Annotated in this window: 28 protein-coding genes; 18 read left to right on the plus strand and 10 right to left on the minus strand. The window is 68.3% G+C overall.

Going from position 1 to position 26,310, the window contains the following annotated elements; translation table 11 throughout:
• Positions 1 to 22: 22 nt before the first annotated feature.
• Complete coding sequence (locus VI480_RS07740; protein ID WP_323672252.1) at positions 23 to 415, plus strand: nuclear transport factor 2 family protein; 393 nt, start codon at positions 23 to 25, stop codon at positions 413 to 415.
• 46 nt (positions 416 to 461) lie between these two features.
• Here the strand turns inward: VI480_RS07740 and VI480_RS07745 are convergent, their stop codons facing one another.
• Complete coding sequence (locus VI480_RS07745; protein ID WP_323672253.1) at positions 462 to 1,235, minus strand: SRPBCC domain-containing protein; 774 nt, start codon at positions 1,233 to 1,235, stop codon at positions 462 to 464.
• A 52-nt stretch (positions 1,236 to 1,287) separates the two neighbouring features.
• Positions 1,288 to 2,217 carry a dienelactone hydrolase family protein gene (locus VI480_RS07750; RefSeq protein WP_323672254.1) on the minus strand — a complete coding sequence of 310 codons (930 nt, stop codon included), beginning with the start codon at positions 2,215 to 2,217 and terminating at the stop codon, positions 1,288 to 1,290.
• Between the two features lie 87 nt (positions 2,218 to 2,304).
• Here VI480_RS07750 and VI480_RS07755 point away from each other — a divergent pair, with 87 nt between their 5' ends.
• The 3 genes from VI480_RS07755 to VI480_RS07765 all read left to right on the plus strand — a co-directional run bounded on the left by VI480_RS07755 (position 2,305) and on the right by VI480_RS07765 (position 4,381).
• Positions 2,305 to 2,715, plus strand: coding sequence for an RDD family protein (locus tag VI480_RS07755; RefSeq protein ID WP_323672255.1), 411 nt, complete (start codon positions 2,305 to 2,307; stop codon positions 2,713 to 2,715).
• A 2-nt stretch (positions 2,716 to 2,717) separates the two neighbouring features.
• The gene (locus VI480_RS07760; RefSeq protein ID WP_323672256.1) at positions 2,718 to 3,122 is read left to right on the plus strand and encodes an RDD family protein; all 405 of its coding nucleotides are present in this window, start codon (positions 2,718 to 2,720) and stop codon (positions 3,120 to 3,122) included.
• 107 nt (positions 3,123 to 3,229) lie between these two features.
• Entirely contained in the window at positions 3,230 to 4,381 is a 1,152-nt protein-coding gene (locus VI480_RS07765; RefSeq protein ID WP_323672257.1) for an FAD-dependent oxidoreductase, read from the plus strand.
• Positions 4,382 to 4,399: 18 nt separating this feature from the next.
• Here the strand turns inward: VI480_RS07765 and VI480_RS07770 are convergent, their stop codons facing one another.
• The gene (locus VI480_RS07770; protein WP_323672258.1) at positions 4,400 to 4,777 is read right to left on the minus strand and encodes a VOC family protein; all 378 of its coding nucleotides are present in this window, start codon (positions 4,775 to 4,777) and stop codon (positions 4,400 to 4,402) included.
• Positions 4,778 to 4,923: 146 nt separating this feature from the next.
• Here VI480_RS07770 and VI480_RS07775 point away from each other — a divergent pair, with 146 nt between their 5' ends.
• The 6 genes from VI480_RS07775 to VI480_RS07800 all read left to right on the plus strand — a co-directional run bounded on the left by VI480_RS07775 (position 4,924) and on the right by VI480_RS07800 (position 10,824).
• Positions 4,924 to 5,658, plus strand: coding sequence for an SDR family oxidoreductase (locus VI480_RS07775; RefSeq protein WP_323672259.1), 735 nt, complete (start codon positions 4,924 to 4,926; stop codon positions 5,656 to 5,658).
• Positions 5,659 to 5,709: 51 nt separating this feature from the next.
• The gene (locus VI480_RS07780) at positions 5,710 to 6,918 is read left to right on the plus strand and encodes a mandelate racemase/muconate lactonizing enzyme family protein (RefSeq protein ID WP_323672260.1); all 1,209 of its coding nucleotides are present in this window, start codon (positions 5,710 to 5,712) and stop codon (positions 6,916 to 6,918) included.
• Positions 6,919 to 6,921: 3 nt separating this feature from the next.
• The gene (locus tag VI480_RS07785; RefSeq protein ID WP_323672261.1) at positions 6,922 to 8,244 is read left to right on the plus strand and encodes a TauD/TfdA family dioxygenase; all 1,323 of its coding nucleotides are present in this window, start codon (positions 6,922 to 6,924) and stop codon (positions 8,242 to 8,244) included.
• 94 nt (positions 8,245 to 8,338) lie between these two features.
• Complete coding sequence (locus VI480_RS07790; protein ID WP_323672262.1) at positions 8,339 to 9,100, plus strand: SDR family oxidoreductase; 762 nt, start codon at positions 8,339 to 8,341, stop codon at positions 9,098 to 9,100.
• A complete protein-coding gene (locus tag VI480_RS07795) occupies positions 9,101 to 9,949 on the plus strand; it encodes a hypothetical protein (protein ID WP_323672263.1) in 849 nt (282 codons plus the stop codon). It abuts the gene before it with no gap.
• A 50-nt stretch (positions 9,950 to 9,999) separates the two neighbouring features.
• The gene (locus VI480_RS07800) at positions 10,000 to 10,824 is read left to right on the plus strand and encodes a YbaY family lipoprotein (RefSeq protein WP_323672264.1); all 825 of its coding nucleotides are present in this window, start codon (positions 10,000 to 10,002) and stop codon (positions 10,822 to 10,824) included.
• A gap of 105 nt (positions 10,825 to 10,929) precedes the next feature.
• On the opposite strand, the gene VI480_RS07805 is transcribed toward VI480_RS07800, so the two are convergent.
• Complete coding sequence (locus VI480_RS07805) at positions 10,930 to 12,306, minus strand: MFS transporter (protein ID WP_323672265.1); 1,377 nt, start codon at positions 12,304 to 12,306, stop codon at positions 10,930 to 10,932.
• A 103-nt stretch (positions 12,307 to 12,409) separates the two neighbouring features.
• On the opposite strand from VI480_RS07805, the gene VI480_RS07810 reads away from it, so the two are divergent.
• Entirely contained in the window at positions 12,410 to 13,288 is an 879-nt protein-coding gene (locus tag VI480_RS07810; RefSeq protein ID WP_323672266.1) for an LLM class F420-dependent oxidoreductase, read from the plus strand.
• A gap of 37 nt (positions 13,289 to 13,325) precedes the next feature.
• Here the strand turns inward: VI480_RS07810 and VI480_RS07815 are convergent, their stop codons facing one another.
• The 6 genes from VI480_RS07815 to VI480_RS07840 form a co-directional block, all read right to left on the minus strand.
• On the minus strand, positions 13,326 to 13,808 hold the full coding sequence (locus tag VI480_RS07815; protein WP_323672267.1) for a hypothetical protein: 483 nt from the start codon (positions 13,806 to 13,808) through the stop codon (positions 13,326 to 13,328).
• Positions 13,809 to 13,816: 8 nt separating this feature from the next.
• Positions 13,817 to 14,611 carry an enoyl-CoA hydratase/isomerase family protein gene (locus VI480_RS07820; protein ID WP_323672268.1) on the minus strand — a complete coding sequence of 265 codons (795 nt, stop codon included), beginning with the start codon at positions 14,609 to 14,611 and terminating at the stop codon, positions 13,817 to 13,819.
• A gap of 48 nt (positions 14,612 to 14,659) precedes the next feature.
• Entirely contained in the window at positions 14,660 to 15,724 is a 1,065-nt protein-coding gene (locus tag VI480_RS07825) for a hypothetical protein (RefSeq protein ID WP_323672269.1), read from the minus strand.
• Between the two features lie 150 nt (positions 15,725 to 15,874).
• Complete coding sequence (locus VI480_RS07830; protein ID WP_323672270.1) at positions 15,875 to 17,077, minus strand: acyl-CoA dehydrogenase family protein; 1,203 nt, start codon at positions 17,075 to 17,077, stop codon at positions 15,875 to 15,877.
• 24 nt (positions 17,078 to 17,101) lie between these two features.
• On the minus strand, positions 17,102 to 18,292 hold the full coding sequence (locus VI480_RS07835; protein WP_323672271.1) for a CoA transferase: 1,191 nt from the start codon (positions 18,290 to 18,292) through the stop codon (positions 17,102 to 17,104).
• A 39-nt stretch (positions 18,293 to 18,331) separates the two neighbouring features.
• Positions 18,332 to 18,742 (minus strand): hypothetical protein, encoded by a 411-nt coding sequence (locus tag VI480_RS07840; protein WP_323672272.1) that lies wholly within the window; start codon positions 18,740 to 18,742, stop codon positions 18,332 to 18,334.
• 189 nt (positions 18,743 to 18,931) lie between these two features.
• Between VI480_RS07840 and VI480_RS07845 the strand changes: the two genes are divergently transcribed.
• The 7 genes from VI480_RS07845 (at position 18,932) to VI480_RS07875 (ending at position 26,309) form a co-directional block, all read left to right on the plus strand.
• Positions 18,932 to 20,797 (plus strand): hypothetical protein, encoded by a 1,866-nt coding sequence (locus VI480_RS07845; RefSeq protein ID WP_323672273.1) that lies wholly within the window; start codon positions 18,932 to 18,934, stop codon positions 20,795 to 20,797.
• Positions 20,798 to 20,830: 33 nt separating this feature from the next.
• A complete protein-coding gene (locus VI480_RS07850) occupies positions 20,831 to 21,934 on the plus strand; it encodes a hypothetical protein (RefSeq protein WP_323672274.1) in 1,104 nt (367 codons plus the stop codon).
• A 61-nt stretch (positions 21,935 to 21,995) separates the two neighbouring features.
• The gene (locus tag VI480_RS07855; RefSeq protein WP_323672275.1) at positions 21,996 to 23,411 is read left to right on the plus strand and encodes an amidase; all 1,416 of its coding nucleotides are present in this window, start codon (positions 21,996 to 21,998) and stop codon (positions 23,409 to 23,411) included.
• Between the two features lie 155 nt (positions 23,412 to 23,566).
• Positions 23,567 to 23,872, plus strand: a complete 306-nt coding sequence (locus tag VI480_RS07860; RefSeq protein WP_323672276.1) for a putative quinol monooxygenase — start codon at positions 23,567 to 23,569, stop codon at positions 23,870 to 23,872.
• 61 nt (positions 23,873 to 23,933) lie between these two features.
• Positions 23,934 to 24,431: an FxsA family protein gene (locus VI480_RS07865; RefSeq protein WP_323672277.1), complete on the plus strand. Its 498-nt coding sequence runs from the start codon at positions 23,934 to 23,936 to the stop codon at positions 24,429 to 24,431.
• On the plus strand, positions 24,415 to 25,311 hold the full coding sequence (locus VI480_RS07870) for an SH3 domain-containing protein (RefSeq protein WP_323672278.1): 897 nt from the start codon (positions 24,415 to 24,417) through the stop codon (positions 25,309 to 25,311). Before VI480_RS07865 ends, VI480_RS07870 begins: the two co-directional genes overlap by 17 nt.
• Positions 25,312 to 25,343: 32 nt before the next feature.
• Positions 25,344 to 26,309, plus strand: coding sequence for a DUF1295 domain-containing protein (locus VI480_RS07875; protein WP_323672279.1), 966 nt, complete (start codon positions 25,344 to 25,346; stop codon positions 26,307 to 26,309).
• Position 26,310: the final 1 nt, after the last annotated feature.

Genomic DNA, 26,310 nt, shown 5'->3' on the forward strand with positions numbered 1-26,310 from the left:
GGCGGTGCCGTAGGGTCGGGCTATGGACATTGCTGACCGTCTGGAACTGCACGAGCTGCCGGGCCGCTACGGCGACATCATCGACGACCGCGACTGGGACCGGCTGGGGACGATCTTCACCGACGATGCGGTGTTCGATCTGACCGACCTGGGGGCGCCGCGGCTGGAAGGCCTGACGGCGATCCGGGACTTCATGGCAGATGAGGCCGAGCATCCCCGGACGCACACGATGACCAACATCTACGTCAACGAGACGGCTGATGGGGTGGAATTGAAGTTCCGCATTCTGGCGCTGCTCGGCGGCGGCAAGGTCGGCACCGCCTCGTATCACGATCTGGTGGTGAAGACCCCCGACGGCTGGCGTGTGCAGGACCGCATGCTGAAACGCCGTCGCACGCAAGTGCACCCCGACTGAGTTGTCCCGGGCCCTGATTCGGGCCAGCAGGAAGACAGTCGAGGCGTCAGTCGGTCGCGGGAGCTTGGCTGTCGAGCCAGGCGCGCCAGCTGGCGTCGTCGCGCTCGGCTGCGGCTGCGCCGTCGGGGCCGTAGAGGTACAGCCAGACCGAGACCATGGTGAATCCGCCGCCGTCCTCGGAGGTTAGGAACCCGGTGCCGGGCGCGGGGGTGTCGAGCAGCAGGCTGATGCGGCGAGGGCCGGTCTCGATGACGGTGCCGCCCAGCTTGGTGTCGTCGCCGGCGGCAACGTCGAGCCGGTCGCCGACCGCTGGCATCTGGTTGATGCCGAGCCCGCCGGCGAGAATCTCCCACCCCTCCTCGGGCGTGACCGGCCACATCACCATCGGCAGCGCTGAGGTGGCGGTCTGGCCGGCGAAGTGCTCAAGGTGCAGCTGCAGGTTGGCCATGAACAGCTTCCAGCCGTCCACCATGGCGTCGTACTGCGGGTCGCCGTCGCCGAAGCCGGCGTTGTGCAGGTGCACGGTGCAGGTGTTGTCGTCGTGCGGCTCGACCGTCCACTCGAAGGAGAGCCCGCCGACACCCTCGCCGCCGTCGAACACGATCCGGTGCGGCGGCTCCCACACGGCGACCCGGCCGGCGATCTGCATCTCGGGCTCGGGCCCGAACGATGCGACCCCCGCTCCCCCAGCACGTTCCTCAACAGTGTGAGGCACATACCACGACGAGATCCCCGGCCCCGTCGCCACCGCTCGCCACACCGTCTCAACGTCGCCGATCACCTCGACCGACAGATCAATCACACGTCCTGCATCCGTCATGCCCTCAGCTTGCCGGATTGCGTTGATCTACGCATACACCAAGGCTTCATCGCTAGAAGACAGATGGCGAGGTTGGGGACAGGGTGGTGAGCCAGAAGTTCGTCATGTCGTCGACGAAGAGGGGGGCGAGTTCGGGGGTGCCGCCTATGTGGGCGCCGCGGACGCCGTAGCCGGCGTTGATGGCGTAGAGGAAACCGTCGAGATCGACCATCGACGGGTCGGGCTCGTCGGAGGTCGGCGGGACGAAGGCGCCGTCGTCGGCGATGTAGACGGTGGGTGCTCCTGGGGTCACGGCAGCGTCGGGGATGTGCTCCAGGGGCGTGGAGCGGTCGAAGCTGTGGTGGGCGTCCGCCACGATCCGCACTGAGGCGTCGCCGCCGGCGACTTGCATGGCGTGGATGTGGGCTTGGACCTGCATCGGCGAGCACCAGTCGTCCTGATCGCCGATGATCGCCCGTACCCGGGTGCTGCCGACCGAGGGGTCAACGAACTGGTGGCCTGACCAGGGGTAGGCGGCGTAGACGCCAGCGAGCTTGGGGGCGCCGGAGGCTGCTGCGAGGTGCACCGACGCCGCGCTCAGCACAGCCGAGCCGCCCCGGCTGTGGCCCTGCGCGCCGATGCGCGTCGGGTCGATGTCGGGTCGGGCCGCAAGCGCCTCGGCGGTGGCAAGGACGTCCCAAGCGCTGGCGGCGAAGGAGTACTGGACCTGGTTGGCGACGGTCGAGGTGACGCTGCGGGGGCCAAACGGGTCGAGGCCGCATGCGGCGATCCCGGCGTCGACGATGGCCGACGCGTGAGCGAGATGGTGAGGCTGGAGCCCGAGGCTGCCCGGCACCACGATGACCACAGGGAATGGTCCGGGCCCGTCGGGAAGGAACAGCTTGGCCCAGATGTCCTGGCGGGGCATCACCGCAGTGTCAGAGATGGCCTGGTGGAAGTTGATGGGGTTCGCCGACGGGATGGTCAGCTCAATGTCCGCCATCCGCACAGCCTGCCGCGTTCCGACGCATCCGGCACCCACACAGCGCCGATCACTGCGTCGACGCAGGCGCGCTGACAGACTCGCCGCGTGTCTGACGGGATCGAGCCGCCGCGGCGTGAGGCTTACCTGGATGAGATAGCGGCCGGGCCAATCCGACGTGTGGCCGCACATCTCATCGAAGTCGTGATCTGGGGACTCATCTACGCCTACTGGTACGTCGTCGTTCCCTACCTTGCGTGGCTCGTATTCGCCCTGATGCGCGGGCAGACGCCCGGCAAGCAACTTCTCGGGATGGCGGCCGTGAGGCCCGACGGGACTCGATTCGGCTGGTTCCGGATGTTGATTCGCGAGCTCTTCAAGGAGCTCTACTGGGTTCTCACGCTGGGTCTCGGCATGATCATCGACATCATGCTGTTGGTGTTGAGCGACGACTCGCGCACGGTGGCAGACCGCGTCACGGGCAGCACCATCGTTCACGTCTCGGCGCTGCAGTCCTAACCGTGACGTCGGAACCGAAGCCGCCGCCGCCCGACGCCTCTCTCGAAGACTTCGCGACGGGACCCTTCCGTCGCTTGACAGCACACCTGATCGACCAAATCTTGATCTTGGTGGTTGTCATATTCTGGCCGCTCATATTCGTGCTTCTTGTGTGGTGGCTCCTCGTGCTTGCACGCGGGCAGACGCCAGGCAAACAGCTCGTCGGGATATTCGCTGTGCGACGAGACGCCACACGTTTCGGGTGGGGCCGGATGTTCATCCGGGAGAATTTCAGAGTGCTCTTTTGGACCCTTACCCTCGGGCTCGGCAGTGTCGCCGACAGCGCCGCGATCCTGCTGCGCAAAGACCGGCGCTCCGTCACCGACCTCGTCGCCGGCAGCACCATCGTCCACGTCCCCAGCAGCTAAGGCCCTGCACGGTTGCAGACCGAGTCATGAGCTACACCATTGCCCGAGTTTGACCTGGCGAGACAAAGCACCGGCGCTTCTGCATCGGGAGCATCTAGCTTGCGGGCGTGTCGACATTTGAGGTGGCGGTTGTTGGGCGGGGGCTGATCGGCAGTGCGGCTGCCCGGCATCTCGCAGAGGCGGGGCGCTCGGTGGCGTTGATCGGGCCGGGTGAACCGGAGGACTATGCAACGTCAACCGGTCCGTTTGCGAGCCACTACGACGAAGGCCGCATCACTCGCATGATCGATCCGGATCCTGCCTGGTCACACTTGGCGATCCGCTCCATTGGCAGGTATGCCGACATCGAGGAACGCTCGGGCATCGGGTTTCATTCCGGCACCGGGCTCGTCTATTCGGGGGCCAATCCGCATGCGGATCTCGCCCACGCGCTCGAACTCGATGTCGACGCGCGCGAGGTCACAGCTGCCGAAGTTGCAGAGCGCTTCGGCATCGACATGACAAGCGCGGACGCGATCATCCTCGAAGCTGCACCGGCGGGCCATATCAACCCGCGACGGATGGTCGCGGCGCAGAGCCGGCTGACGGCGACAGCGGGCGGGACTGTCGTCGACGCAGCCGTCTCAGGGGCCGTGCCGACAGCCGACGGCGTGCAGCTGACCGTCGGCAGCGACACGGTGCTCGCCGGGAGCGTGCTGTTGTGCACCGGCGCGTGGGCTGCCGAACTGGTCGGGGTCGATCTGCCGCTCGAGCGCAGCCTGCGGACGATCCTGATGGCCGAACTCGATGACGGCCCGGCGCTGCCGAGCCTCATCTCCCGGACCGACCCGGCCACCTGCGAGGAAGATCCTCGCCACGACGTCTACTGGGTGCCGCCCGTTCGGTTCCCGGACAGTCGAGTCATGCTGAAGATCGGCGGCTACGACCCTGCCGCCACCATGGCCGACGACGTGCCCACCGTGGTCGACTGGTTCCGCAGCGGCGGGAGCGTGGCCGAGGCGGACGACCTCGAGGCCCGGTTGCGGGAATTCCTCCCCGACCGCACGATCCGGTCGCGCGACTTCAAACCGTGCGTGGTCACGAACACGCCGCACGACCTGCCGTGGATCGACTGGGTAGACGACCGCGTCGCAGTCGCGGTCGGCGGATGCGGTTCCGCCGCCAAGTCGGCCGACGAGATCGGGCGGCTCGCCGGGACGCTGTTCACCGAGGAAGGCTGGACAGATCCCGTTCTCAAGCTCGAATCGTTCCGACCCTGAAGCAACCGGGCGTGCCACTCAGGCGTGCGGTTCCAGCAGCTCGAGACGGTTGCCGAAAGGATCGTCCACGTAGACGCGGTCGTAGCCCTCGAGGGGTTCGTCATCGCGGACGGCAACACCAGCGCCACGCAGCTGTTCCACGAGTGCGTGCAGATCCTGCACCTGCAGTGCAGGGTGGGCCTTGCGCGCGGGACTGAACGAAACCTCAACGCCGAGGTGGATCTTGACAGTGCTGCCTCCGGAATCGCGCTCAAACCAGCAGCCGCCGCGGGCCTCCAGGTGCGGTGGTTTGGGCACACGCGATAACCCGAGCAGGCCCTCGTAGAACGCCTGCGCTTCGGCCTCGCGGCCGGGCGGCATCGCCAACTGCACGTGATCAATCGCGACAATCCTCACGACACCGAACCGCCGGGCCGTCCGACTCCGCTGGCCGAGCCGCTGCGAACGCTGGGCGACGCCGGGGATGTGCCGGAAGCGTCGTGCCAATGAGCCATGCTGCAAGCCTGCCAACTGCGGCGGAAGATCGTGGCGGAGGGGTGACTGTGAGCAGTGTGGTGGTGACGGGGGCGAGCTCGGGGATCGGCGAAGCGATTGCTCGGCGGTTCGTAGCTGACGGCTGGGATGTGCTGACCGGCAGCCGGCGGCGGCCCGCGCTTGCAGGAGCCGGGTGGCTGCAGACCGATGTGGCCGATCCGGCGCAGGCCGATGCGCTGGTGGCTGCTGCTGTGGAGCGGTTCGGGCGGCTGGACGCAGTGGTCAACAACGCCGGCGTGCAGGTGGAGAAAACCGTCGCGGACACCAGCGATGAGGAATTCGATCACGTCATGGACGTCAATGTGCGGGGCGTCTTCAACATGTGCCGTGCGGCCGTGCGTCAGATGTCGAGCCAGCGTGACGGCGGCGTCATCATCAACATCGCCTCGATAGCCGCAACCCACGCCGACGCCGGCATGGCCGTCTACAACGCGTCCAAGGGTGCTGTCGAGGCGCTGACCCGGGCGGTCGCGGTGGACCACGGGCACCAAGGCATCCGTTGCGTCGCGGTCAGCCCCGGCTGGATCGCCACCGCGCTCGCCGATGCGGTTTTCGACCTGGAGGCAGACCCCGACGCAGCCCGACAGGCAGCCATCGAGCGCCATCCGGTCGGCCGGCTCGGCAGCCCCGATGATGTCGCCGAAGCGGTGGCGTGGCTGGCCAGCCCAGCGGCCAATTTCGTCTCGGGCAGCGTGTTTACTGTGGACGGTGGCCTCACAGCACAGAGTCCCATCGGCGGCTGAAGCAACGGTGAGTGCCGTGCTGGGGCTACCGCAGACATGACGGCGAGCGCCATGGCGGCAACCGCCCGTCAGCCGTGCGCCGTGGCGGCGGTGGAAGCGCTGATCGTCTCGGTGCCTGCCGTCGGCAACGCCTTCGCCGAAGGCTCCGAGGAGACGCTGCTCGTCAAGGTGATCGACGAGGACGGGCGGGTCGGCATCGGCGAGTCGGTTTGCACGCCCGCCGTCGTCAAGGCGATGATCGACCAGCGCACCATTCACTTCTGGAGCCAAGGCATCACCGACGTGGTGGTGGGCGCCGATCCGATCGAAGCCGCAGCGCTGTACGACCGGGCGTACCACGGCAGCTTCTATCACGGGCGCCGCGGCACCTACATCCAGGCGTACTCGGCTGTGGACATTGCGCTGTATGACCTGGCGGGGCGCCAACTTGGCCTGCCGGTGTACAAGCTGCTCGGCGGCGCCCGGACTGAGCGCATCCGGCCCTATGCCACCTGCTACCCCGGCGACATCTACGACGGGCCCATGTCGGCCGTCCTCGACGAGGTCACCCGGCAGGTCGGCATTGCCGCCGACCAGGGCCTCACGGCGGTCAAGGTGCCGGTGCTGTTCGGGGCTGAGGTGTCCGACCGGGACATCGTGGCGTTCGTCGCAAGCTGCCGGGCAGCGTTCGGCGGCGACCTCACCATGGCGCTGGACTTCGGCTACCGCTGGTGGGACTGGCACGACGCCGCATGGACGCTGCGGCGCATCGAGGACTACGACGTGGCCTTCGCCGAAGCCCCGCTGCGCCACGACGATCTGGCGGGCCATGCCCGCTTGGCCGCCGTGTCGCCCATCCGGGTCGGCGGCGCCGAGTTCGCCACTGGCCGCTGGGAGGTGCGGGAATGGCTGACCGCCGGCGGGGTGTCGCTGGTGCAGCCCGGCGTCAGCCGCGCCGGCGGGTTCACCGAGCTGATGCGCATCGCCGAGCTGTGCGAGCTGCACGGCGCGCAGCTCATCCCCCACAGCTTCGCCACCGGCATCACCGATGTCGCCAACTTCCACCTGCAGGCCGCGGCGCTGACGATCCCGATGGTGGAGTTCCGCTCGTCGCGGCTAGGCCCGTCCCGGCTGCGCACCGAGTTGGTGCACCCGCCCGAGCCCGAGATCGTCGGCGGCTACGCAGCGCTGCCGACGGGTGCCGGCCTCGGCGTCGAGCTGAATGACGAGTTGGTAGCGGCCCATACGGTCGATGCCACCCAGAGCGGCGGGAGCGACTGAGCGGTGAGCGAGCCGGCGGCCGGGCTGGAATCAGGCGCGCAGACGACGCCCGCCGCTGCGGCTGCCAGACCCGAATCAGCGCACGATGCAGCGCAGCACGGCGCCGTCGGCGGCATCACCACCTACAACCCGCACCTCGGCAACCGGCTCGGCATCGACGACCTACCTGCCGTGACCGGCGCGACCATCGATGCGCGGGAGGTACGCCTCGAATTCGCCGACGGGCACCAGCGCACCTACGCGGCGCAGTGGCTGCGGCACTGCTGCTGGTGCGCCGAATGCGGCAATCCCGCCGACGGCATCCGATTCACCACCGTGGCGAGCTTCCCCTCAGACGTTGCGCCAGCCCACGCCGAGGTCTGCAATGGTGACTTGGCGCTCACGTGGCCGGACGGCCACCGCTCGGTTTACGGCAACGACTGGCTCATCGCCAATGCCTACGACGAAGCGGCCCGCCGGCGCCGCTCCGCATGGCAGCCCACGACCTGGCGGGCCGAGTTGGCCGACAGCTTCCCCACGGTCGACTGGGCCGATGCCAGCGACGGCGGCACCGGCCAGCTCGAGGCATACCGCAAGCTGCGCGACTACGGCATCGTGCTCATCGACAGCCTCGGCACCGACCCCGCCTGCACCGAGCAGCTCGCCAACCTCGTCGGCCCCATCCACGAGACCACCGTCTATGGCCGCATCTACGACGTGCGGGCCGAGCGTGTGGCAAAGCTGGGCGCCAAGACCGGCATGGCCCAAGCGCCCCACATCGACGACGCCTTCTACTACTCCCCGCCCGGAATCGACGTCTTCCACTGCTTGGTCAACACCGATGTCGGCGGCATGAGCACCTACGTGGACGGTTTCGCCATCGCCGAGTCGCTGCGTGCCGACGAGCCTGACGCGTTCGAGGCGCTCACCACGCTGCCGGTCACCCACATCCGGCGCCACCCCGGCGAGATCAGCCTGCGCAGCCGAAGCCCGGTCATCCGGCTCGACGAGCACGGGCACCTCAGCGGCATCCGCTACTTCGACCGGGCGCTCGGCCCGCTCGACGTGGCACCAGACGACATCGACCGGCTGTACGACGCCGTCCGGGCCTTCAGCAACCGCATGCTGAGCCCGGACTTCACTGCCGCCATCCGGGTAGAGCCAGGCCAGGGCGTGCTCATCGACAACCACCGAGTCATGCACGGCCGCACCGAGTTCGACCCCGCCTCGGGTCGTCACATCCGGCTGTGCCACGTGCCCCGCGACGAGTTCCACGGCCGCTTGCGCGAGCTGAGCCTGCGCCTCGACCCGTGGTCCCACGACCAGTACCTGCCGCAGGGCTCGTGAGCACCTCCGGGCCAGCCCGCCTCTGCCCAGCACACCGCGGCCGTCAGCCCACGGCTGCCCCGCGCACAACGACCATGACCTCGGAGGCGACACCATGATCAGCGCCGATCTCACCGGCAAGCGCAGCATCGTCAGCGGCGGTGCCAGCGGCATCGGCCTCGGCGTGACCCGCGCGTTCGCCGAGAACGGCAGCACCGTCGCCATCGCCGACCTGCCCGGCGAGCGGCTCTCCGGCACGGTCCACACCCTGCAAGCCGAGGGCCTTGACGTGTTCGAAGCCCCGTGCGACCTGCGCGACAACGACTCGGTGGTCGCCATGGTGGAAGCCGCCTCCGAGCGGATGGGCGGCATCGACTACCTGCTCAACATCGCCGGCCATCCGGTCACCCTGCAGACCATTCCCGCCAGCGACCTCGAATCGCAGACCGAGGAACTGTGGGCCGAAGCGCTGTCGATCAATCTGCTCTCGGCATTCCGCACCGCCAAGGCCGCTGCGCCATACCTCACCGAAGCGCGCGGTGCCATCGTGAACACGGCGTCCATGTCAGGCTGGCGGGGCGGCGGCTCCAGCTCGCCCTACAGCGTCGCCAAGGGCGGGCTCATCACGCTCACCAAGGAGCTGGCACGCGGCCTCGCCCCCGAGGTGCGGGTGAACGCCATCTCCCCCAGCTACGTGCACCCCGATTCCACCAACTTCCCGATCCGCTGGGCGACGGTCTTCGAGGACTCCGAGTCGCTGCCGCTAGGCCGCCCCGGAACGGCCGCCGAGTACGCCGACGCATGCCTGTTCCTGTGTGCCGGCGCCAGCTACATCACCGGCCAGACGATCCACGTCGACGGCGGCTGGAGCGCCTGAATGCCCAAGAAGTGGTCTGACCCGGCGAAGAAGCTGTTCCCGCACCAGGTCGGCTTCACCGCGCCGCCGATGGACTTCGATGCAGCGCCCACCGACTTCCTGCGCATGTGCCCGCCGTCGGTGGGCGTGCACGGTCGCCTGCTGCACGCCCCCGGCTACGCGCACCGCCTCAGCGACCGGGCCGAGCTGTTCCACCTGCTCGAGGAGACCGTGCACTGCCTGTCCAACAGCGGCGCGGATGTGGTGGGGCAGGTGGGCACGAACTGGGTGCACGCCGCCGGCACCGACGCGTCCGACATCCGCCGGTTCACTGCCGAGATGTCGGAGAAGTACGAGACGCCGTTCCACATGGCCGGCCTGACGCTGGTGGAAGCCTGCGAGGCGCACGGCTACGAGCGCGTCGCGCTCAATGCCGTGTACTTCTGGCCCGACTGGCGCGACGGCGTGGTGCGCTTCCTGCGCAGCGCGGGCATCGAGGTGGTGTGGGCGGGGAATTTCGTCGACCAGGGCTTCTACGCCACCCAGGACGAAGTGAACGACTGCACCTGGATCTTCGAGGGCGACCTGGCGCTGCGGTCGTGCGAGCACACCGTGAACGAGGCGCCCAACGTGGACGCGGTGCTGGTCAACGGCATGTCCAACTACCGGGGCGACGACGGCCTGCCCCGGCGCTTCGTGAGCCTGGCGGCCGACATCGAGGCGCAGCTCGGCGTGCCGGTCATCTCGTCCGACATCAGCCTGTACTGGCGCATCTTCCGCACGCTCGGGGTTGAGCCGCTGGGCCGCCAGGGCTCGCTGCTGGCCTCCCTGCAGTCTGGAGAGGAACCGGGGCCAGCGCTCGAACGTTGAATGCACGAAGCGGTCGGCAACGGCGGCTTGTTCGAGATTGGCGGGAACACATGCACAGATTCCGCAAAACATCTGGTCTGGCCAGCGGTGTCCTTGCGCTCGCGCTCGTTGCGGCGGCGTGCGCGCCCTACGACGCCACGACAGAAGCCGTCATCGAGCCGGTCGGTGCTGACGCGTCGGTGAGGGGCACCATCACCTACCGGGAGCGCATCGCGCTCTCGCCCGACGCGGTCGTGACGGTGCAGCTGCGCGACACGTCCTACGCGGACGCAGCGGCGGTGCTCATCGACGAGCAGATCATCAGCAATCCCGGGCAGGTGCCGATCGACTTCAACCTGCGTTATGCCAGCGACGAGATCGACAACCGCAATACGTACTCCGTCTCGGCCGTCATCACCGAGGGCGACGGTCGGATGGCGTTCACCAACGACACCGCGTATGACGTGATCACCCGTGGCAACCCCCGCCGCGTCGACATGACACTGGTGATGGTGGAACCGCCGCCCGAGCTGGCACCCGAGGGCTGGAGCCCCACCGATCCCGAACGAGTCGAGGCGCCGGTGCACGTCACCGACGTGGAGATGCTCTGGGAAAGCAGGACAACCTCACAAAGCGAGGGCTACCTCCTCGTCTTCTTCGCCGCGTCCCGGCAAGAAGACTGTTACCACCGCGGCCGGGAGGACGTCACCCGCGAGGGCAACCGCTACGAGGTCACCGTGACTGCCCTCGTGCCCGCAGAACTGCCGTGGGCGCAGGATTGCTCAGAGCTCGACCTTGAGCTCGACGCCGTCGTCTACATCGGCGAGGTCGCCAGCGACGAGACCGTCGAGGTCACGGTCAACGGCGAGCACGAGTACAGCTTCACTGCGCCGTAGCGGGCTGGGCGCCAAGCCCGATCTGACCCCACGCAAAGCGAGCCAGAGCGAGAAGCGCCGCACGACATCGCGGCCCGAGCGATGTGCCTGAGCCGGCGCTGCTGGTCAGCTGGCGGCGACCGCCGCTCGCTGCTGATGTTCCGGGCGACGCCTCGCGCGGCGCGCGCCGGTGTAGGTGAGGAACGTGGCCAGAATCAGCGCTAGCCCGACCGCGGCATTCGCGTAGTTGACACCGCTGTACCGGAAGATCGAGTACAGCGCTCCGGAGCTCAAACCCGCAGCCGCCCCCGCGCCGAGCATGGCAAAGTCGCCGACTCCCTGAACAGCGACCCGCTGATGGAGCGGGTAGAGCGCCACCATCAGGTTCGACCCGGCGATGACCCCGAAGCACCAGCCGAGACCGGCCAGGAAGTTCCCCATGAACACACCCAGCACGCCCTCCGGCGGGGTCACCGCAGCCCACCACGCCCCCCACGCGCAGAGCCCGCCGGCGATGTACAGCATGGGGTAGCTGCCGATTCGATCAGTGAGATGGCCCACGACGGGTGAGAAGAGGTACATGCCGAAGATGTGGAACGCCATCATGAGCCCGATGACGCTCTGGGTCTGACCGCCCGCATCCATATGCAATGGCGTCAGCGTCATGACCCCCACCATCGTCAATTGGCCGACCACCATTGCCAAGACAGCCAGCCGCGCTTCGGGCTTCTGCCAGATCAGCGAGATCGCCTCGCGGGTCGACGGTGCCTGCTGTGCCGCACCGGCGTTGGAGTTCAGCCTCTCCGAGTAGGAGAGGTCCTCGGCGACATGCATCGGATCGGGGCGCAGGAACATCTCCACGATCGCCGCAGCAACCAGGAACATGATCCCGGCGAACACGTATGAGCCGGTCTTGTCCGGCAAGCCGAGCGAAACGCCGATCTCGCTGGCGAAGCCCGATACCGCCGATCCCGCCGCCGAGCCAAACGTGGTCGCCAGCACGATCATGCTGATCGTGCTGGCCCTGCGGTGCTCCGGGGCGAGATCCGACGCTGCGTAGCGCGTGGCGAGGTTGGCGGCGTTGCCCGCGCCGGCGCCCAAGACCCCCAAGCAGAGCAGCGGATAGTTGAGCAGCACCGCGCCCAGCACCGCAGCGGTGGCTCCTCCGGCGCCGACGAGATAGCCGAACCGCAAACCGTTCCGGCGCCCGTGGCGATTCATGAGGCGCGACATCGGCACCGCCACCGCAGCGGATCCGATCGACAGGCAGCTCGCTGCAATGGTGCCGAGCGTCGGGCTGCCGGTGATGTCCTGCGCTAGCAGCGCGCTGACGATGTAGGTCGCGACCAGGCCGAACCCGCCCGCTGCCTGGCTGGCGATGAGCACGGCGATCGTGCGCTTCTGGATGCGGTCCCGGTCGTCGAGCGAGTAGGAGGAGGCTCGGTGCACCGCAAACACCGGGTCGCGCGTTGCTGCGTCTGCCGACCCAGGTTCCCCAGACATCGCAACAGCTTGGCGCACCGGACCGCTGCATGCACGGCTGCGCGGAACACTGGGCTGACCGGGCCACCGGCACCTGCCGCGGCTCTTGCGTACAGTCCCGCAGATGCACGTCGGCATCACCCCCATCAACTCGGCCGCCTACCTCGACCCCGGGTACCTGCGGTCGTTCGCCCAACAGCTCGAGGAACTCGGCTACGAGTCGGTGTGGACGTTCGAGCACGTGATCGTGCCGCACGACTACGAGAGCCGGTACCCGTACAACCCCAGCGGCAAGCTGGGCCTCCCAACGGACGCAGGGTTCACCGACCCGTTCATCGCGCTGACCTTCGTCGCCGGGGCCACCGAGCGGTTGCGGCTCGGTACCGGCGTCAACATCGTCACCCAGGCCAACGCGCTGTACTTCGCCAAGCAGGCGTCATCGCTGGACCACCTGTCGGGCGGGCGGCTGGAGCTGGGCATCGGTGTGGGCTGGCTGGAGGAGGAGTTCGACGCGCTCGGCGTGCCGTTCGACCGCCGCGGCGCCCGGGCCGACGAGTACATCGACGCCATGACCGCCGCGTGGACCGGCGAGGACGTGGACTTCCGGGGCGAGTTCCTGGACTGGACGGGGTTCTCCATGCTGCCGACACCGGCGCAGCGGCCTCGCATGCCGCTGCTCATCGGCGGCACGACGCCGCCGGCCATCCGGCGCCTGGTGGCGCGGGGCGACGGCTGGTACGTGATCCACAAGGACCTCGACGACTTCAAGCGCTTGATCGGCGAGATGCGAGCCGAGTGCGACCGGCAGGGGCGTGACCCGGCCGAGCTAGCGCTGACGGCGTACTGGAACTATCACCGCGAGGGGCTCGAAGGGCTTGAGGTGTACCGCGAGCACGGCGTGCAGCGGCTGCTGGTCAATACGGCGGCGCTGCGCATGGGCCGGCCCGAGGATGCCGTTGCACAGTTCGCCGATGAGGCCCTGCCGGCCTGCAGAGAGGCGTAGAGCGTCACGCACGCGGCCGCTGTGGCAGCGGTCTGAGCTACTCGCCGATGGAGATGCTGATGCTGCCGGAGGGGTGCAGCGAGCAGTAGGCGCTGATGGCAGCCACTTCGTTGAACGAGTGCTCGGATTGCTCGCCGGGTGCTATCTCGAACGGGCCGATGGTGTGAGCCACCGAGTCACGGTTCACGATGATCAACACATCGCGCAGCGTGAAGTCGAGCTCGTCGGGAATGACCTCGACGTCTTCGCCGGCTGCGAGAGCGGCGGCAGTCCCCGGCGGTATGTCGATGGTGTAGGTGTCGCCGGGGGGCTGGTCGACGAAGCGCGCCACTACGACGGGGATCGCCGCGATCAGCAGCCCGCCCACCAGGTAGAGCAGCAAGGTGCGTTGGTTCGGCCAGCCCCGGTCACGCCGGCTCGGCCCAACGTCGTCGGCTCCTGAGCCAACCGCCGACGGGTCGCCGGGCTCGAGACCGTCGGGCTCGACGCCTTCGAACTCAGCGCTCCCGGACCCAGCCATCGCCCTGCTCAGTCGTCGGACCAGGTGCGGGCGTCGGGATTGTCGCGGTCGAAGTAACTGCGCACGGCGGCGCGGGAGCTGTCGCTCTTGCCCATGTAGCCGACGGCCACGTGGTCGAGGTGGTTGATGGCCCGCCCCAGCGGCATCGCCTGCGCGTTAATGGACGCCTTCGACGACGTGACCGGCACCGGCGGCTGGTTCACGACGGCTGCGGCCAGGCGTTCAGCGGCGGGCACGAGCTCGTCGTCGCTGGACACCGTTTCGGTGAAGAAACCCCACCCCTCGAGCTCTTCCATGCCGTAGGTACGCCCGAGGATCAGCATCTCCTTGGCCCGGTGCGGCCCCACTAGGTTGACCAGCGCAGGCACCGAGTGCCAGGTGAGGTTGAAGCCGATGCTGACCTCGTTGAGGGTCAGGCTCATCGACGGGCTGCCAATGCGGAAGTCGCACGCAGCCGGCAGCACCCCTCCCCCGCCGATCATGTAGCCGTGGCACAGGCAGATCGTGACGGCGTTGAGGTGCATCAGCGTGTCGTACATGCGGGCGCCAGCCTTGGAGCCGAGCATGGCGTCGAGGCTGGTGCCGCGCTTCTGCTTGAGATCGGCGCCCGACGACAGGCTGCGGCCCTCGCCCCGCACGATCACCACCCGCACGCTCGGGTCGGCATCCAGCGCCAGGCACGCAGCGTGAACGTCGGCAATGAGCTGGGAGTTGACGGCGTTGTGAACCTCGGGCCGGTTCAGCACCAAGTGGCGCACCGGCCCGTCGCCGTCCACCCGCACAGTCTCAAGTTCCAGCGACATGCCCGCTCCCCCGCTCCGGTGCCATTCACGGGGCAGTCTGACACGCGGCTATGAGTTCTCGTATCCCGGAGCGGTGGCTGAAGCCTCGCCGAAGTCGGATCCCATCAGGTCGCCGAGATCGCCGACGATCTCGTCCGCGGGCGGTGCCTCGATGATGATGTCGGCGTCGTAGTCGTAGTAGTTGATGACGTTGGTGATGTCGAGCATGCTCGCGATCTCGTCCTCGTGACCCTCGGTGTCGGCAGGATCAAGATCGGCGAGGAGATCCTCCATGAACGAGCCCAAGTCCACGCTGATGCGACGCGTCAGGCCATCGCCATCGATCCAGACGTCGTAGATGAACTCGTCGGGGAGGAAGTCCCCAACGAGTGGAAGCGAGCCATCTGCCCCGTCAGGCTCCGCTAGGTAACCCTCGGTCATCGACGCGATGTCGAGGGCGTAGCGGATGTGGGTCATCGACTCGCCGTCGATGGATTCGGTGCCCACGATCTCGGCGCTGGTCACGAATTCGATCTGGTTCGTGTTGTCGTTCGGCAAGCGGCACGCACCATCGTCGGGCGCATCGCCTGGCAGCGCCGACGGGCAGACGATCCCCATCGCTGCGGCGGTCTCGGCATCGAAGACGAACCACCCTTCGGGCAGTTCGTCGCCGACCAGCGCCCGCAACTCCTCGGGCACCACGAACTGCAAGTACTGAACGCCATCGACAAACCGGACCTCGAAACCGATTCCGATGTCGCCGCCGCCCATCATTTCGTCGAAGCTCATGAACATCGAGAAGTTCTGTGAGCTGTCGCTCTCGAAGTGCATCGCAACAGTCGCCAATGCACCCATGTCCATCTGCATGTCACCGCGCACCGACCTGCCCGCGCTGTTCTCGAAGGCGAGTTGCAGCAGTTCCATCGCGTCGGTCGGAAGTGCTTCTGCGGTCGGCAGCGGTGCTGTAGTGGCTGCTGCGGTGGTCGCGGGCGCCTCGGTGACGACAACCGTCGCCGCGGTGACGACTTCGTCGGCTGTCTCGTCGCTGTCGGCGCCGTCGCCGCCTCCGCATGCAGCGGCGGCCAGCGCTACGGCTGCGATAGCTGCCGCGAGCCTCGCCTTGCGAGCCTTCACGTTCATCATCTCCTTGCCGGAGCGGCGGCGCCGTCTGCTGGGCACCGCGGACACGAACCGGCCTGCGGCCAGTATCTCAGTTGGTCATGTCCGCCAACGGTCACATATTTCGCTCCGTTGCCGGCGGAATCCGGCCTGCCGGCGATCGAGTCAGAGCGGGTGGGGACCGGGATCCATGCCGAGGCGGGTGCGGCCGTAGGCCTCGCCGACCGTGTCGAGGTCGGCGACCTGGTGCTGGGAGGCCATCGTCACGTCGCGGAAAGCCTGCTGCAGGCGGCTGCCGTCGAAGACTGCCCGCCCGCCGGCCGCGGTGGTGACCCGGTCGAGCGCCCGGCGGCACAGCTCGATGGCGTAGCTGCCCTGGTACTTGGCGTGGGCTCGCAGCGCCTTGGAGTCGTTGCCTTCGGCGGCTTCGCGCAGCAGCCCGATGGTGTCGTCGATGAGCATCTCGGCCGAGCGCACCTCGGTGTTGGCTTCGGCCAGGCGCATGTGCAGGCCGGGGCGGTTGGCTTTGGCGCTGCCCATGTAGCGATCGTCCTGCACTCCGAAGCGGTCGGCGGCATCGTCCAGCCCGGCCCGCGCCAGCCCCAGCGCTGTCGCCGCGACGTGCACCGCCAAGCCGGGCAGCACCGGCGTGTGGTACAGCGACGTGCGGTGGCGGGCTGACCACGGCGAGCGGGCGCCCAGCAGTTCGCCCGAGTCGAGCATGCGGTGGGTGGGCACGAACGCCTGCTGGGCCACGACGTCGCACGAACCAGTGCCGCGCAGGCCGATCGCATACCAGTTGTCGTCAACTTCGATGTCGGCGCGGGGCATCACCACGTGGATCAGGCGGGGGCGCTCGCCGGGTTCGAGCACCTGGGAGCCCAGCAGGAACCAGTCGCCCCAGACCGCTCCGCTGGTGAACGGCCAGCGCCCGTCCACGAGCCAGCCGCCGTCGCACTCGGTGGCCGAGCCGACCGGGGCCAGCGAGCCCGGCACGATCGTGTCGAGATCGGCCCCGTACACCTCGTCCTGGAGGTCTTCGCTCATCGAGCCGATCATCCAGCTGTGCCCCACCAGCACCATCAGCACCCAGGCTGCAGCACCGTCGTACAGGGCGGCCTCGCGCACGTTGGCAACCATGTCGGCGAAAGTGAGCTCGTCGCCGCCGACCCGCGCGGGCACCAGCAGCCGCAGCGCTCCCGAGTCGCGCAGCGCCGACAGGGCGCCTTCGGCGAGATGGCGGTGCTCCTCATTCCAGGCGGAGTGGCTGGCGAGCGCGGCGCCGATGCGCTCGTCGATGCGCAGGTTCCGGCTCGAGCCGTTCGGACCGGCCGATCCGGCCTTGCCTGCAACGTCGGCTGCGCTCATGTCGCGATTCCCACGTCGCTATTCCTACTTCACGATTCCGTCCGCACGCAGCTCGGCAATCGCGGCGGGCGACCTGCCCAGCTCCCTCAGAATCTGGTCGGTGTCGGCGCCGCGCTCGACGGCGTGGCGCAACTCGGGCGTGCCGCCTGCGAACAGCGCTGCGGGCCGGTGCTGGCGGATCGGGCCCACGATGGGATGGTCGACTTCTCGCACCACGCCCGAGTGCTGCACCTGCGGGTCGGCGGCGATCTCGTCGGGGCGCAGGGCCGGCGCCACCGGCACGTCGGCTGCGATGAGCCGTTCGACCACGTCGTCGCGGGCCACGTCGGCCACCACCTCGCCGAGCGTGTCGATCATGTCGCCGAAATGCGCTGCGCGTGGACCGGCTTCGGCGAAGCGCGGATCGGTGAGCAGATCGGGCCGGCCGAACGCGTCGGCAACGCCCTTCCAGTGCGCATCGGTGAGCGGCATCATGGCCACGTAGCCGTCCCGGCAGGCCAGCAGCCGGTAGTCGGCCAGCAGGTTGGGGCGGTGGTCGGCGTCGTCGGCCAGCACCGTGTGGTCCATCATCGCGTCGGGCCACATGAAGCTGACCGCCGAGTCCAGCAGCGACAGCTCCACGTGCTCGCCACGGCCGGTGCGCTCACGGGCGAACAGCGCCGCGCACACCGCCTGGGTCCACGTGAGCGACGTGACCTTGTCGGGGATGAAGCTCTTGACGAACTGCGGCTCGCCGTCGCCGCCCTGCACTGCGGCGATGCCCGACCAGCCCTGGATGACCGCGTCGTAGGCCGGCCGTTTCGAGTACGGGCCGTCGCGGCCGAAGCCGCTGATCGACACGTAGACGATCTTCGGGTTGCGCTTGCGCACGTCGGCCTCGCCGATGCCCAGCCGTTCGGCCACGCCCGGCCGGTATGCCTGCACGAACACGTCGGCGGTGGCCAGCAGGTCGGCCATGACCTGCCTGCCGGGTGCCGAGGCTATGTCCATGGCGAGCGAGCGCTTGCCGGCGTTGAGGTTGGCGAACCAGCCCGACATGCCGTTTCGGCTCGACCCGAACATGCGCAGCGGGTCGCCGACCACGAGGTCTTCCACCTTGATGACCTCGGCGCCCTGTGACGCCAGCAGGTGCGAGCCGCCGGGAGCGGCGATGAACGTGGCGATCTCGACAACGCGGATGCCGTCCAGCGGCCCAGCTCCGGTAGATCCCGTCACGTCGTGTCGGCCCTGTCGCGTCAACTCAGCTGTGTCGGCTCAGCAGGGCTGGCCGGCGCGCATCCGCAGAGGCGACCACGCAAGGAACCGCACACCTCGGACGATGCCGAAGGAGCTGAGGCCGCCGTAGGTGACACCGCCGCCCGCAGTCAGGCCGCCGAACGAGATCACGCCGAGGCTGTTGAGGCCGCCGATGGAGATGACGCCGATGGAGTTCGCCCCGCCGATCGAGATGATGCCGATGGCGTTCCATCCCCCGATGGCGACAATCCCGATGCCGTTGCCCGTGCCCACGGCGACAAACCCGACTTCGCTCAGGGGCACGTCGTCGAGCAGGCCCCACTGCGTCAGGGCGAACAACAGAGCCATGCCGCCCGCGAGCACCACCACCCAGAGGAACGTCAGCCCGCGCATCTTGTCGAGCTCATGCTGATCCATGTCGTCGGTCATGTCAGATCTCCTCGTGGTTGCGACTGACGGTGCAGCCGCGACATGCCACAGGCGAACCTAACGCAGCGCCCCACGCCGCTGCCCGGTCAAGCCATGCGTCGCGAACAACGACCGCGCCACTGAGGCCGCATGCACATGCGCGGCCATACCGTCGGGAAGCGCAGTCGGCGCAGCCATACGATCGACGACGTGGAAGACGACGATTCGCGAGCAATCAGCTGGATCCAGCTCGTTGCCGCGCTCGTCGCTCTCGGCGCTGTTGGTCTGCTGGTATCGATGTGGCTGCTCGGCGATGGAGACGGCGGCAGCAATGCCGAGACGGCGAACGTCGAGGACACCACGGTCCTCGAGATTCCCAACAGCGAGCCGGCCGCCGCCACTGAGCCTGCCCCGACGACAGCAGCCCCAAGCACAACGACGGCGGCCGACGATGCCGATGACGTTGTCTCCGAACGCTCCCAAGCAACACCAGAAGCATCGGCCGTGCCCGTCGAGCGCTTTGAGAGCGTCGCCACAAGCGGTGCGCATACGTGCGCAATCCGCGACGACGGCACGCTCCACTGCTGGGGCAGCAATGTGGACGGCGAATCGCTGCCGCCAGATGGCGAGTTCACAAGTGTCACGGTCGGCAACTTCCACTCGTGCGCAGTCGGAACTGATGGTGCGGTTGCCTGCTGGGGCCGCAATGACGACGGGCAATCGGTCCCGATTCCGGGCAGATACGCCGCCGTTTCCGCAGGCAGCGAGTACACGTGCGGACTGCGGACCGATGGCGGGCTGAGGTGTTGGGGCGACAATCGATTCGGGCAGGCAAACCCGCCTGCGGGCGAATTCACCAGCGTGGATGCGGGCAGCTATCACGCATGCGGTGTGCGCTCGGACGACACCATCGCTTGCTGGGGCGACAACAACTCCGGTGTGGCCGACCCGCCGACGGGCACCTTCTTGGATGTCTCGGCGGGGAACAACCACAGCTGCGGCGTTCGCACCGACGCCACGCTCATCTGCTGGGGATTCGACGCCTCAGGCCGCACGGACTCTCCGGACGGGAGCTTCACGGCTGTCTCTGCCGGCTCGTTCAACTCGTGCGCAATCCAGATCACCGGCGGGGTCAGATGCTGGGGAACGAACAGTTCAGGCGAAGGGAATCCTCCGAGGACAGCATTTCGGTCGGTCTCCGCGTACGGCCTTCAGTCCTGCGGTGTCACGACCGAGGGTGTGCTCAGCTGCTGGGGTTATGACCTGAATGACGTGGTCGTGACTCCCGAGGGCACGTTCAACCGCGTGTCGGTCGGGTTCGTGCACGCTTGCGGAGTGCGCGCGAACGAAGCGATCACGTGCTGGGGCATGAATTCGTGGGGCCGCACAGCGGCTCCTTCCGGACAGTTCTGGGACGTCGCAGCCGGTGGCCTGTACTCGTGCGGAGTTCGGGCGGACTCCGCCGCTCGGTGCTGGGGTTACAGCAACTACGGCGCCAGCGAGCCGCCCGCTGGGAGCTTCAATTCGGTCACGGCCGGCCAAGAGCATGCCTACGGGATTGTCGAGAACGGGACGGTGACCTGCTGGGGCGACAATCGCTACAACCAACTCGACTCGCCCGGAGGTTCGTTCATCGAGGTGTCGTCAGGCGGTCATTTCTCGTGCGGATCGCAGCCTGACAGGACGGTTCGGTGTTGGGGCAGCAACAGCTTCGGCCAGACCGCGGTGCCGGACATTGAGTTTCTGGGTGTTGCAGCTGGCTGGGCCACCGCGTGCGCGATCGGGCTCGACGGCGAGTTGACATGCTGGGGCCTCAACGACTCGGGTCAAGCAGATCCGCCTGCCGGCGGTTTTCTGGACGTATCACTGAGCCAGGACTACGGCTGCGGGGTGCGGTCCAATGGTTCAGTTCGGTGCTGGGGTGATGTCACCGAGGCCGACATGGCCGTGCCGGATGGCCCATTTGCCGAGATCTCGGTCGGCTGGCAGCATGCGTGCGGTCTGCGTCGGGATGGCACGGTGGCGTGCTGGCTGACGCGGGCGTTGCCGACGCCGGACTTTGTGCTCTGGGACTGAGCATCGCGGTCGGTGGTGCACCAAGCTGGCGGGATGAACATCCTGGTTATCGGGGGGACGGGGCCGACTGGGCCCCACATTGTGAACGGTCTGGTCGATCGCGGTCACACCGTGACGATCCTGCACACCGGGCGCCACGAGGTCGACACCATTCCCGACCATCTCGAGCACATCCACACTGATCCCTTCGACGAGGATGCGTTCCGCTCGTCGATCGAGGGGCGCAACTTCGACGTGGTCTTCGCGATGTACGGCCGGCTGCGGTCGATCGTCAAAGTGCTCGTCGGCCGGACGCCACGTCTCATCTCCATCGGCGGTGTGCCGGTGTACAGCGGGTATGCCGAACCTGCCGTCGAGTTTCCCGAAGGCATGGCGGTGCCGACGAGCGAGGATGCCCTGCTGGTCGGCGACGATCGCTCGGGGCCCAAGCCGCTCAAGATGGCCGAGTCGGAGGAGCTGACGTTCTCGCTGCACCCCGATGCGACCCACTTCCGGTACCCGTACATCTACGGTCCCAACCAGGTGCTGCCGCGGGAGTGGACGCTGGTGAAGCGTGCGCTCGACGGCCGGCGGCGGGTCATCGTGCCCGACGGCGGGCTCACCGTCGCAACGTCGGCGTTCGTCGAGAACGCCACCTCGGCGGTGCTGCTGGCGGTGGATCACATCGATGCGTCGGCGGGCGAGGCCTACAACGTGGGCGATGATCGGCAGTTCACGTATGCGCAGATCGCGCAGATCGTCGGCGATGAGCTCGGCAACCCCTTCGAGCTCGTCTCGGTGCCGGGTGAGCTGGCCGCGACCGGCGGGCCGTTCCTGCTCAACCACTCGTCGGCGCACTCGATCCTCAGCACCGAGAAGATCCGCCAGCAGCTCGGCTATCGCGACAAGGTGGACCCTGAAGAGGGGTTGCGGCGGACCGTGCGATGGCAGGCCGAGAACCTTCCCGGTGACGCCGGCGCGGCGACCCGGCTGCAGGATCCGTTCGACTACGCCGCGGAGGATGCCTTGATCGCTGCGACTGAGCGCTTTGCGGGCGAGGTCGGGCGCATCGAGTGGGAGCAATTGCCGGGTTGGACCTTTGGCTACTACGGACCTCGCGAGAATCCCGGGGGCCGGCGCGGCAGCTTCCGGGCGTGAGAGGAACTGGCCGGGGCGCGAGACTGCTCGCTGCGATGAGACCGGGCTGGCTGGGGGAACTGTGACGGCGACGATTGCTGAGCTGGCGGCGGGCTACCGGGATGGGTCTCGGTCGCCGGTGGAGGCCACCGAGGAATGCCTGACGGCGATCGCTTCGCTGGACGGGCGCGTCGGCGCCTGGCAAGCGGTGTATGCCGATGAGGCCCGGGTGGCGGCCGAGGCCGCCCAGGTGGCGCTGACGCTGGCGGCGGGCGAGCCGGTAGGGCCGTTCTGGGGCGTGCCGTTCGCGCTCAAAGACATCGTGGATGTCGAGGGCCGGGTCACGACGGCGGGCTCGGCCGAGTGGTCCAGCCGGGTGTCGCCGGCGACGGGCACGGTTGCCCGCCGGCTGCTGGAGGCCGGCGGCGTGTTGCTGGGCAAGACCAAGACCGTCGAGTTCGCCATGGGCGGCTGGGGCACGAACCAGCACATGGGAACGCCGTGGAACCCGTGGGATCCGGCGGTGCTGCGCACGCCGGGGGGCTCGTCGTCGGGGTCGGGTGCTGCGGTGGCGGCGGGCATGGCGCCGTGCGCTGTGGGGACCGACACGGGCGGGTCGGTGCGGTTGCCGGCGGCGCTGTGCGGGATCGTGGGACTGAAGACCACCGAGGGCCTGCTGCCCATCGACGGCATCGTTCCCCTGTCGCACACGCTGGACACGCCGGGACCGTTGGCCCGGACGGTGCTCGACGCGGCGCTGATGTTCGACGCCATGCTGGGAACGCCTGCCGCCGAGGTCGAACGTGACTGGCTGGCCGGTGGCGGTCGCTACAGGGCGATGCGGGCGGCGCTCGAGGGCGGCCTGGGCGGTCGGCGCATCGGCTGCCTGAGCGATGCCGAGCGTGCGGGAGTGGATGCCGCCCAGCTCGCCGCCTACGACGCTGCGTTGGGAGTGCTGGCCGGGCTGGGTGCCGATGTGGTGGCCTTCGACCCGCCGACGTCGTTCGAGGAAATGAAGAACACCCGCTTCGTGATCGTGACGGCCGAGTCGTACCACTACTACGGCGAGATGATGGAGGATCCGGCCTCGAAGGTGGACGAGCGGGTGCGGGCCAGGGTGCTGCCTGGGGCCGCCATCTCGGCCGGCGAGTACATCGCAGCGATGGTGCAGAGGCGCACCGACCTTGCCGAGTTCGCCGAGGCGTTCGAAGGCTTCGATGCGATGGTGACACCCACCACGCCGATGCTGCCACTGCCCGTGGACGAGGCCGACGAGACCAACACGCCGGCGCTGTTCACCCGGGCCGGGAACTTCCTGGCGCTGTGCTCGACGACCGTGCCGACGGGCGTGTCGCCGGCGGGACCGGGGGGCCGCTTGCCGACATCGATCCAGTTCATGTGCCGCGGCGGCGACGAGACCCTGTCGCTGTCGCTGGCAGCGGCGTACGAGGCAGCTCGCGGCCCGATGCCCGCCCCGCCGCTGTGGGCAGGCGGCTGAGCGGCAGCGTGCGATGACCAGCACGGCCCGACGGCGCCACGGTGATATTCGCGGTACTGGGTGACGACGCCGATCCGGCTGCTTGGCGCGCCTGACGCGGACGGCGCCGAGGCAGACTCAGCCGGGGACTACCCGAACATCCGAGGAGCACGGCTATGGGCAAGGCAACGGTGATCGGCAGCTTCACGTGTCAAGACGGCAAGGCTGACGAGATGGAGGCGGTGCTGGCTTCGATGGTCGAGGCCGCCAAGGGTGAGCCGGGCGTGGAGATCTACTCGTACCACCGGGGCGAGGGAAACCAGTTCTGGTTCTTCGCTCTCATGAGTGACGCAGAGTCGATGCAGCACCACGGCCAGACGCCTGCCATGCAGGAGGCGATGGCTGCGTTCGGTCCGCTCATGGGTTCGCCGCCGCAGATGCAGATGACGACGCCGATTGCGGCGATCGGACTCGATCTCTAGGCGCGTCGCACGGGCGCCGCGGCAGGCACGCCGAGCTCCGCTGCGAGCGCGGGATCGCCGGGTGCCGGCCAGCCGTAGGGTGGGCGGCGTGCTGGCGGTGCTGATCCTGTTGCTCATCTCGGTTCCGCTGCTGGAGCTGTTCGTGATCGTGCAGGTGGCCGGCGGGCTCGGCGCCGGCCAGACCATCCTGCTGCTGGTCGTGGTGTCCATCGTGGGGGCCTGGATGGTGCGGCGATCCGGGCTCGGCGTGCTGAATCAGATCCGCACGCGAGTGGCGCAGGGCGAGATTCCCGGCAACGAGCTCGTGGACGGGCTGTTGATCCTGCTGGCCGGCGCATTCATGCTCACACCCGGCTTCCTGACCGACGCTGCCGGGCTGATCATGCTCTTTCCGCCGACCCGCAAGGTCGTACTCTCGGTGCTCGTGCGCCGCTATGCCAAGCGAGTCGACATCGCTGGCTGGTCTGGCGCACAGGGCAGTCCTGGCGGTCCTCGTCGCTTCGGCTCCCCCCTCGACGCCGAGAGCTACACGAAGGACACCGATGACCGGTCCAACTGAGTTTGCAGAGCCCCACGGCATGGAGCGCGCGCCTTCTGAGGGGCTCATCGCGCTGAAGGATCGACTGCCGTTGGGCGTAGCGCTGCTCGCGCTCATCGTGGCGGTCGCGGCGCTGGTGGTCGCCCTCGGCGACTCCGACGACGACAGCGCCGAGGCCGTCGATGAACGGCCTGAGCCTGCCGCCGTCACGTCGGCGCCTGTGGCAACCGCACCGGCACCGATTCCCACCACCACCATCGGCACGGTCCAGACGCTGCCGCCCCCGCCCACGACAACGGCCGCGCAGCAGGTCGTGACCGCCACGACGGCGGCCGATTCCGACGGTGAGGCCGAGCAGCGCCTGGTGCTGTCCGTCGTGGGCATCGGCTACGACAGCACGCTCAACGTGCGCGAGGAGCCCGGCGGCCAGATCGTGGCCAAGCTCGACTCCACGGGCACCGGCATCGTTCCCACCGGGACGAGGCAAGAGGTGTCCGGGGTGCTCTGGCACGAAGTGCACGCAGCCGGCGTGATCGGCTGGGTCAGCGGCGACTACGTGACGCCGCTGGGCGCGACCGCCGACACCACCACTCAGATTGTGGCGCGCCTCGGCCAGACGCCCAGCGCGGCGAACTTGGCGGCGCTGGGACGGACCGTCGCAGGCGCCGTGGCATCAGAGGAACCCGAATCGCGAGTGAGGATCTCAGGCGAGCCCACCGTGGGCGAACTCAGCGAGGTCACGATGGATGTCGTCGGTCAGCCCGACGATTCGATCCGCGGCTTCCGGCTGCGCGTGTTCGCGACCCGCAACAGCGACGGAACGTTCACGCTGCGCAACGTCGAGGGCACCGTGATGTGTTACATCGATCGCGGCGTGAGCGCGCAGGGCCTCTGCAACTGACGGCACCGGCCGCGGGAGACTCGGGGGCTCTCGTGCGCAGCGTTCGTCTGCGGGTAGTCGCTGCCGCGATCGTCGGCGTGCTGGCCTTCGGGCCCGGCTGGTTCGTCTACGCGGCAATCGACCATCCCCTCGTCGGCACTCCGTACGGCGTGGCACTGGGAGCGTGCACGGCGGTGGCGGTGCTGAGCTGGATGGCGTCGATCCTGACGCGGGACGCCTCCTGGGTGGACCGGCTGTGGTCGATCGTGCCGGCGCTGTACTGCGGGATCGTTCTCGCCGACGTGGGATTCGGCTCGGCCCGGGTCACGGTGATGACGGCGCTGGCGAGCGCGTGGGGTGCACGGCTCACCTTCAACCTGATCCGTCGGGGCGGGTGGCGGCCCGACAGCGAGGACTACCGATGGACCTATCTCCGAGAGCAGATCAGCCAGCGGAGAGTTCTCGGCTGGCAGATCGGCGAGGTGGGCTTCCAGGCATTCAACGTGCTCTTCGTGTCGTTCGGCCAGATGGCGCTCATCTGGCTGTTCACGTCGCCGGTGCACCGGGCATGGCAGTACGCCGAGGTGCCGCTGGGCTGGCTCGACTACGTCGCGATCGTGGCGTTCGTGGTGCTGCTGGTGCTGGAAACCGTCGCCGACCAGCAGGTGTGGCGGTTCCAGCAGAACAAGGCGCGGCTCGCGGCCGAGGGCGCCGAGGTGGAGCGGCCGTTCCTCACCGAGGGGCTGTTCCGCTACTGCCGCCATCCCAACTGCACCTGCGAGCAGGCCATGTGGATCGTGTTCTACCTGTTCGCGATCTCGGCGTCGGGCCAGCTGTGGCACTGGACCGGGCTGGGCTGGGTGATCCTGCTGCTGCTGTTCGCCGTCTCGACGAGGCTTACCGAGAAGATCTCGGGCGAGAGGTATCCCGCCTACAGCCTCTACCAGGCCGCAGTGCCGATGTTCGTGCCCAACCCGCTCAACCCGAGGCGGCGAAGAGCGCGGCTGGTGTACCTGTAGT

It is taken from the genome of Candidatus Poriferisodalis multihospitum (assembly GCF_028283155.1).
GTDB classification, from domain to species: Bacteria; Actinomycetota; Acidimicrobiia; order Acidimicrobiales; family Poriferisodalaceae; genus Poriferisodalis; species Poriferisodalis multihospitum.

Bases quoted from the DNA above. Each gene is read 5' to 3' on its own strand.
- VI480_RS07740 (WP_323672252.1), top strand. From the start codon at position 23: ATGGACATTGCTGACCGTCTGGAACTGCACGAGCTGCCGGGCCGCTAC.
- VI480_RS07745 (WP_323672253.1), bottom strand. From the start codon at position 1,235: ATGACGGATGCAGGACGTGTGATTGATCTGTCGGTCGAGGTGATCGGC.
- VI480_RS07750 (WP_323672254.1), bottom strand. From the start codon at position 2,217: ATGGCGGACATTGAGCTGACCATCCCGTCGGCGAACCCCATCAACTTC.
- VI480_RS07780 (WP_323672260.1), top strand. From the start codon at position 5,710: ATGGCGGCAACCGCCCGTCAGCCGTGCGCCGTGGCGGCGGTGGAAGCG.
- VI480_RS07790 (WP_323672262.1), top strand. From the start codon at position 8,339: ATGATCAGCGCCGATCTCACCGGCAAGCGCAGCATCGTCAGCGGCGGT.
- VI480_RS07795 (WP_323672263.1), top strand. From the start codon at position 9,101: ATGCCCAAGAAGTGGTCTGACCCGGCGAAGAAGCTGTTCCCGCACCAG.
- VI480_RS07800 (WP_323672264.1), top strand. From the start codon at position 10,000: ATGCACAGATTCCGCAAAACATCTGGTCTGGCCAGCGGTGTCCTTGCG.
- VI480_RS07805 (WP_323672265.1), bottom strand. From the start codon at position 12,306: ATGTCTGGGGAACCTGGGTCGGCAGACGCAGCAACGCGCGACCCGGTG.
- VI480_RS07810 (WP_323672266.1), top strand. From the start codon at position 12,410: ATGCACGTCGGCATCACCCCCATCAACTCGGCCGCCTACCTCGACCCC.
- VI480_RS07815 (WP_323672267.1), bottom strand. From the start codon at position 13,808: ATGGCTGGGTCCGGGAGCGCTGAGTTCGAAGGCGTCGAGCCCGACGGT.
- VI480_RS07820 (WP_323672268.1), bottom strand. From the start codon at position 14,611: ATGTCGCTGGAACTTGAGACTGTGCGGGTGGACGGCGACGGGCCGGTG.
- VI480_RS07830 (WP_323672270.1), bottom strand. From the start codon at position 17,077: ATGAGCGCAGCCGACGTTGCAGGCAAGGCCGGATCGGCCGGTCCGAAC.
- VI480_RS07840 (WP_323672272.1), bottom strand. From the start codon at position 18,742: ATGACCGACGACATGGATCAGCATGAGCTCGACAAGATGCGCGGGCTG.
- VI480_RS07850 (WP_323672274.1), top strand. From the start codon at position 20,831: ATGAACATCCTGGTTATCGGGGGGACGGGGCCGACTGGGCCCCACATT.
- VI480_RS07860 (WP_323672276.1), top strand. From the start codon at position 23,567: ATGGGCAAGGCAACGGTGATCGGCAGCTTCACGTGTCAAGACGGCAAG.
- VI480_RS07870 (WP_323672278.1), top strand. From the start codon at position 24,415: ATGACCGGTCCAACTGAGTTTGCAGAGCCCCACGGCATGGAGCGCGCG.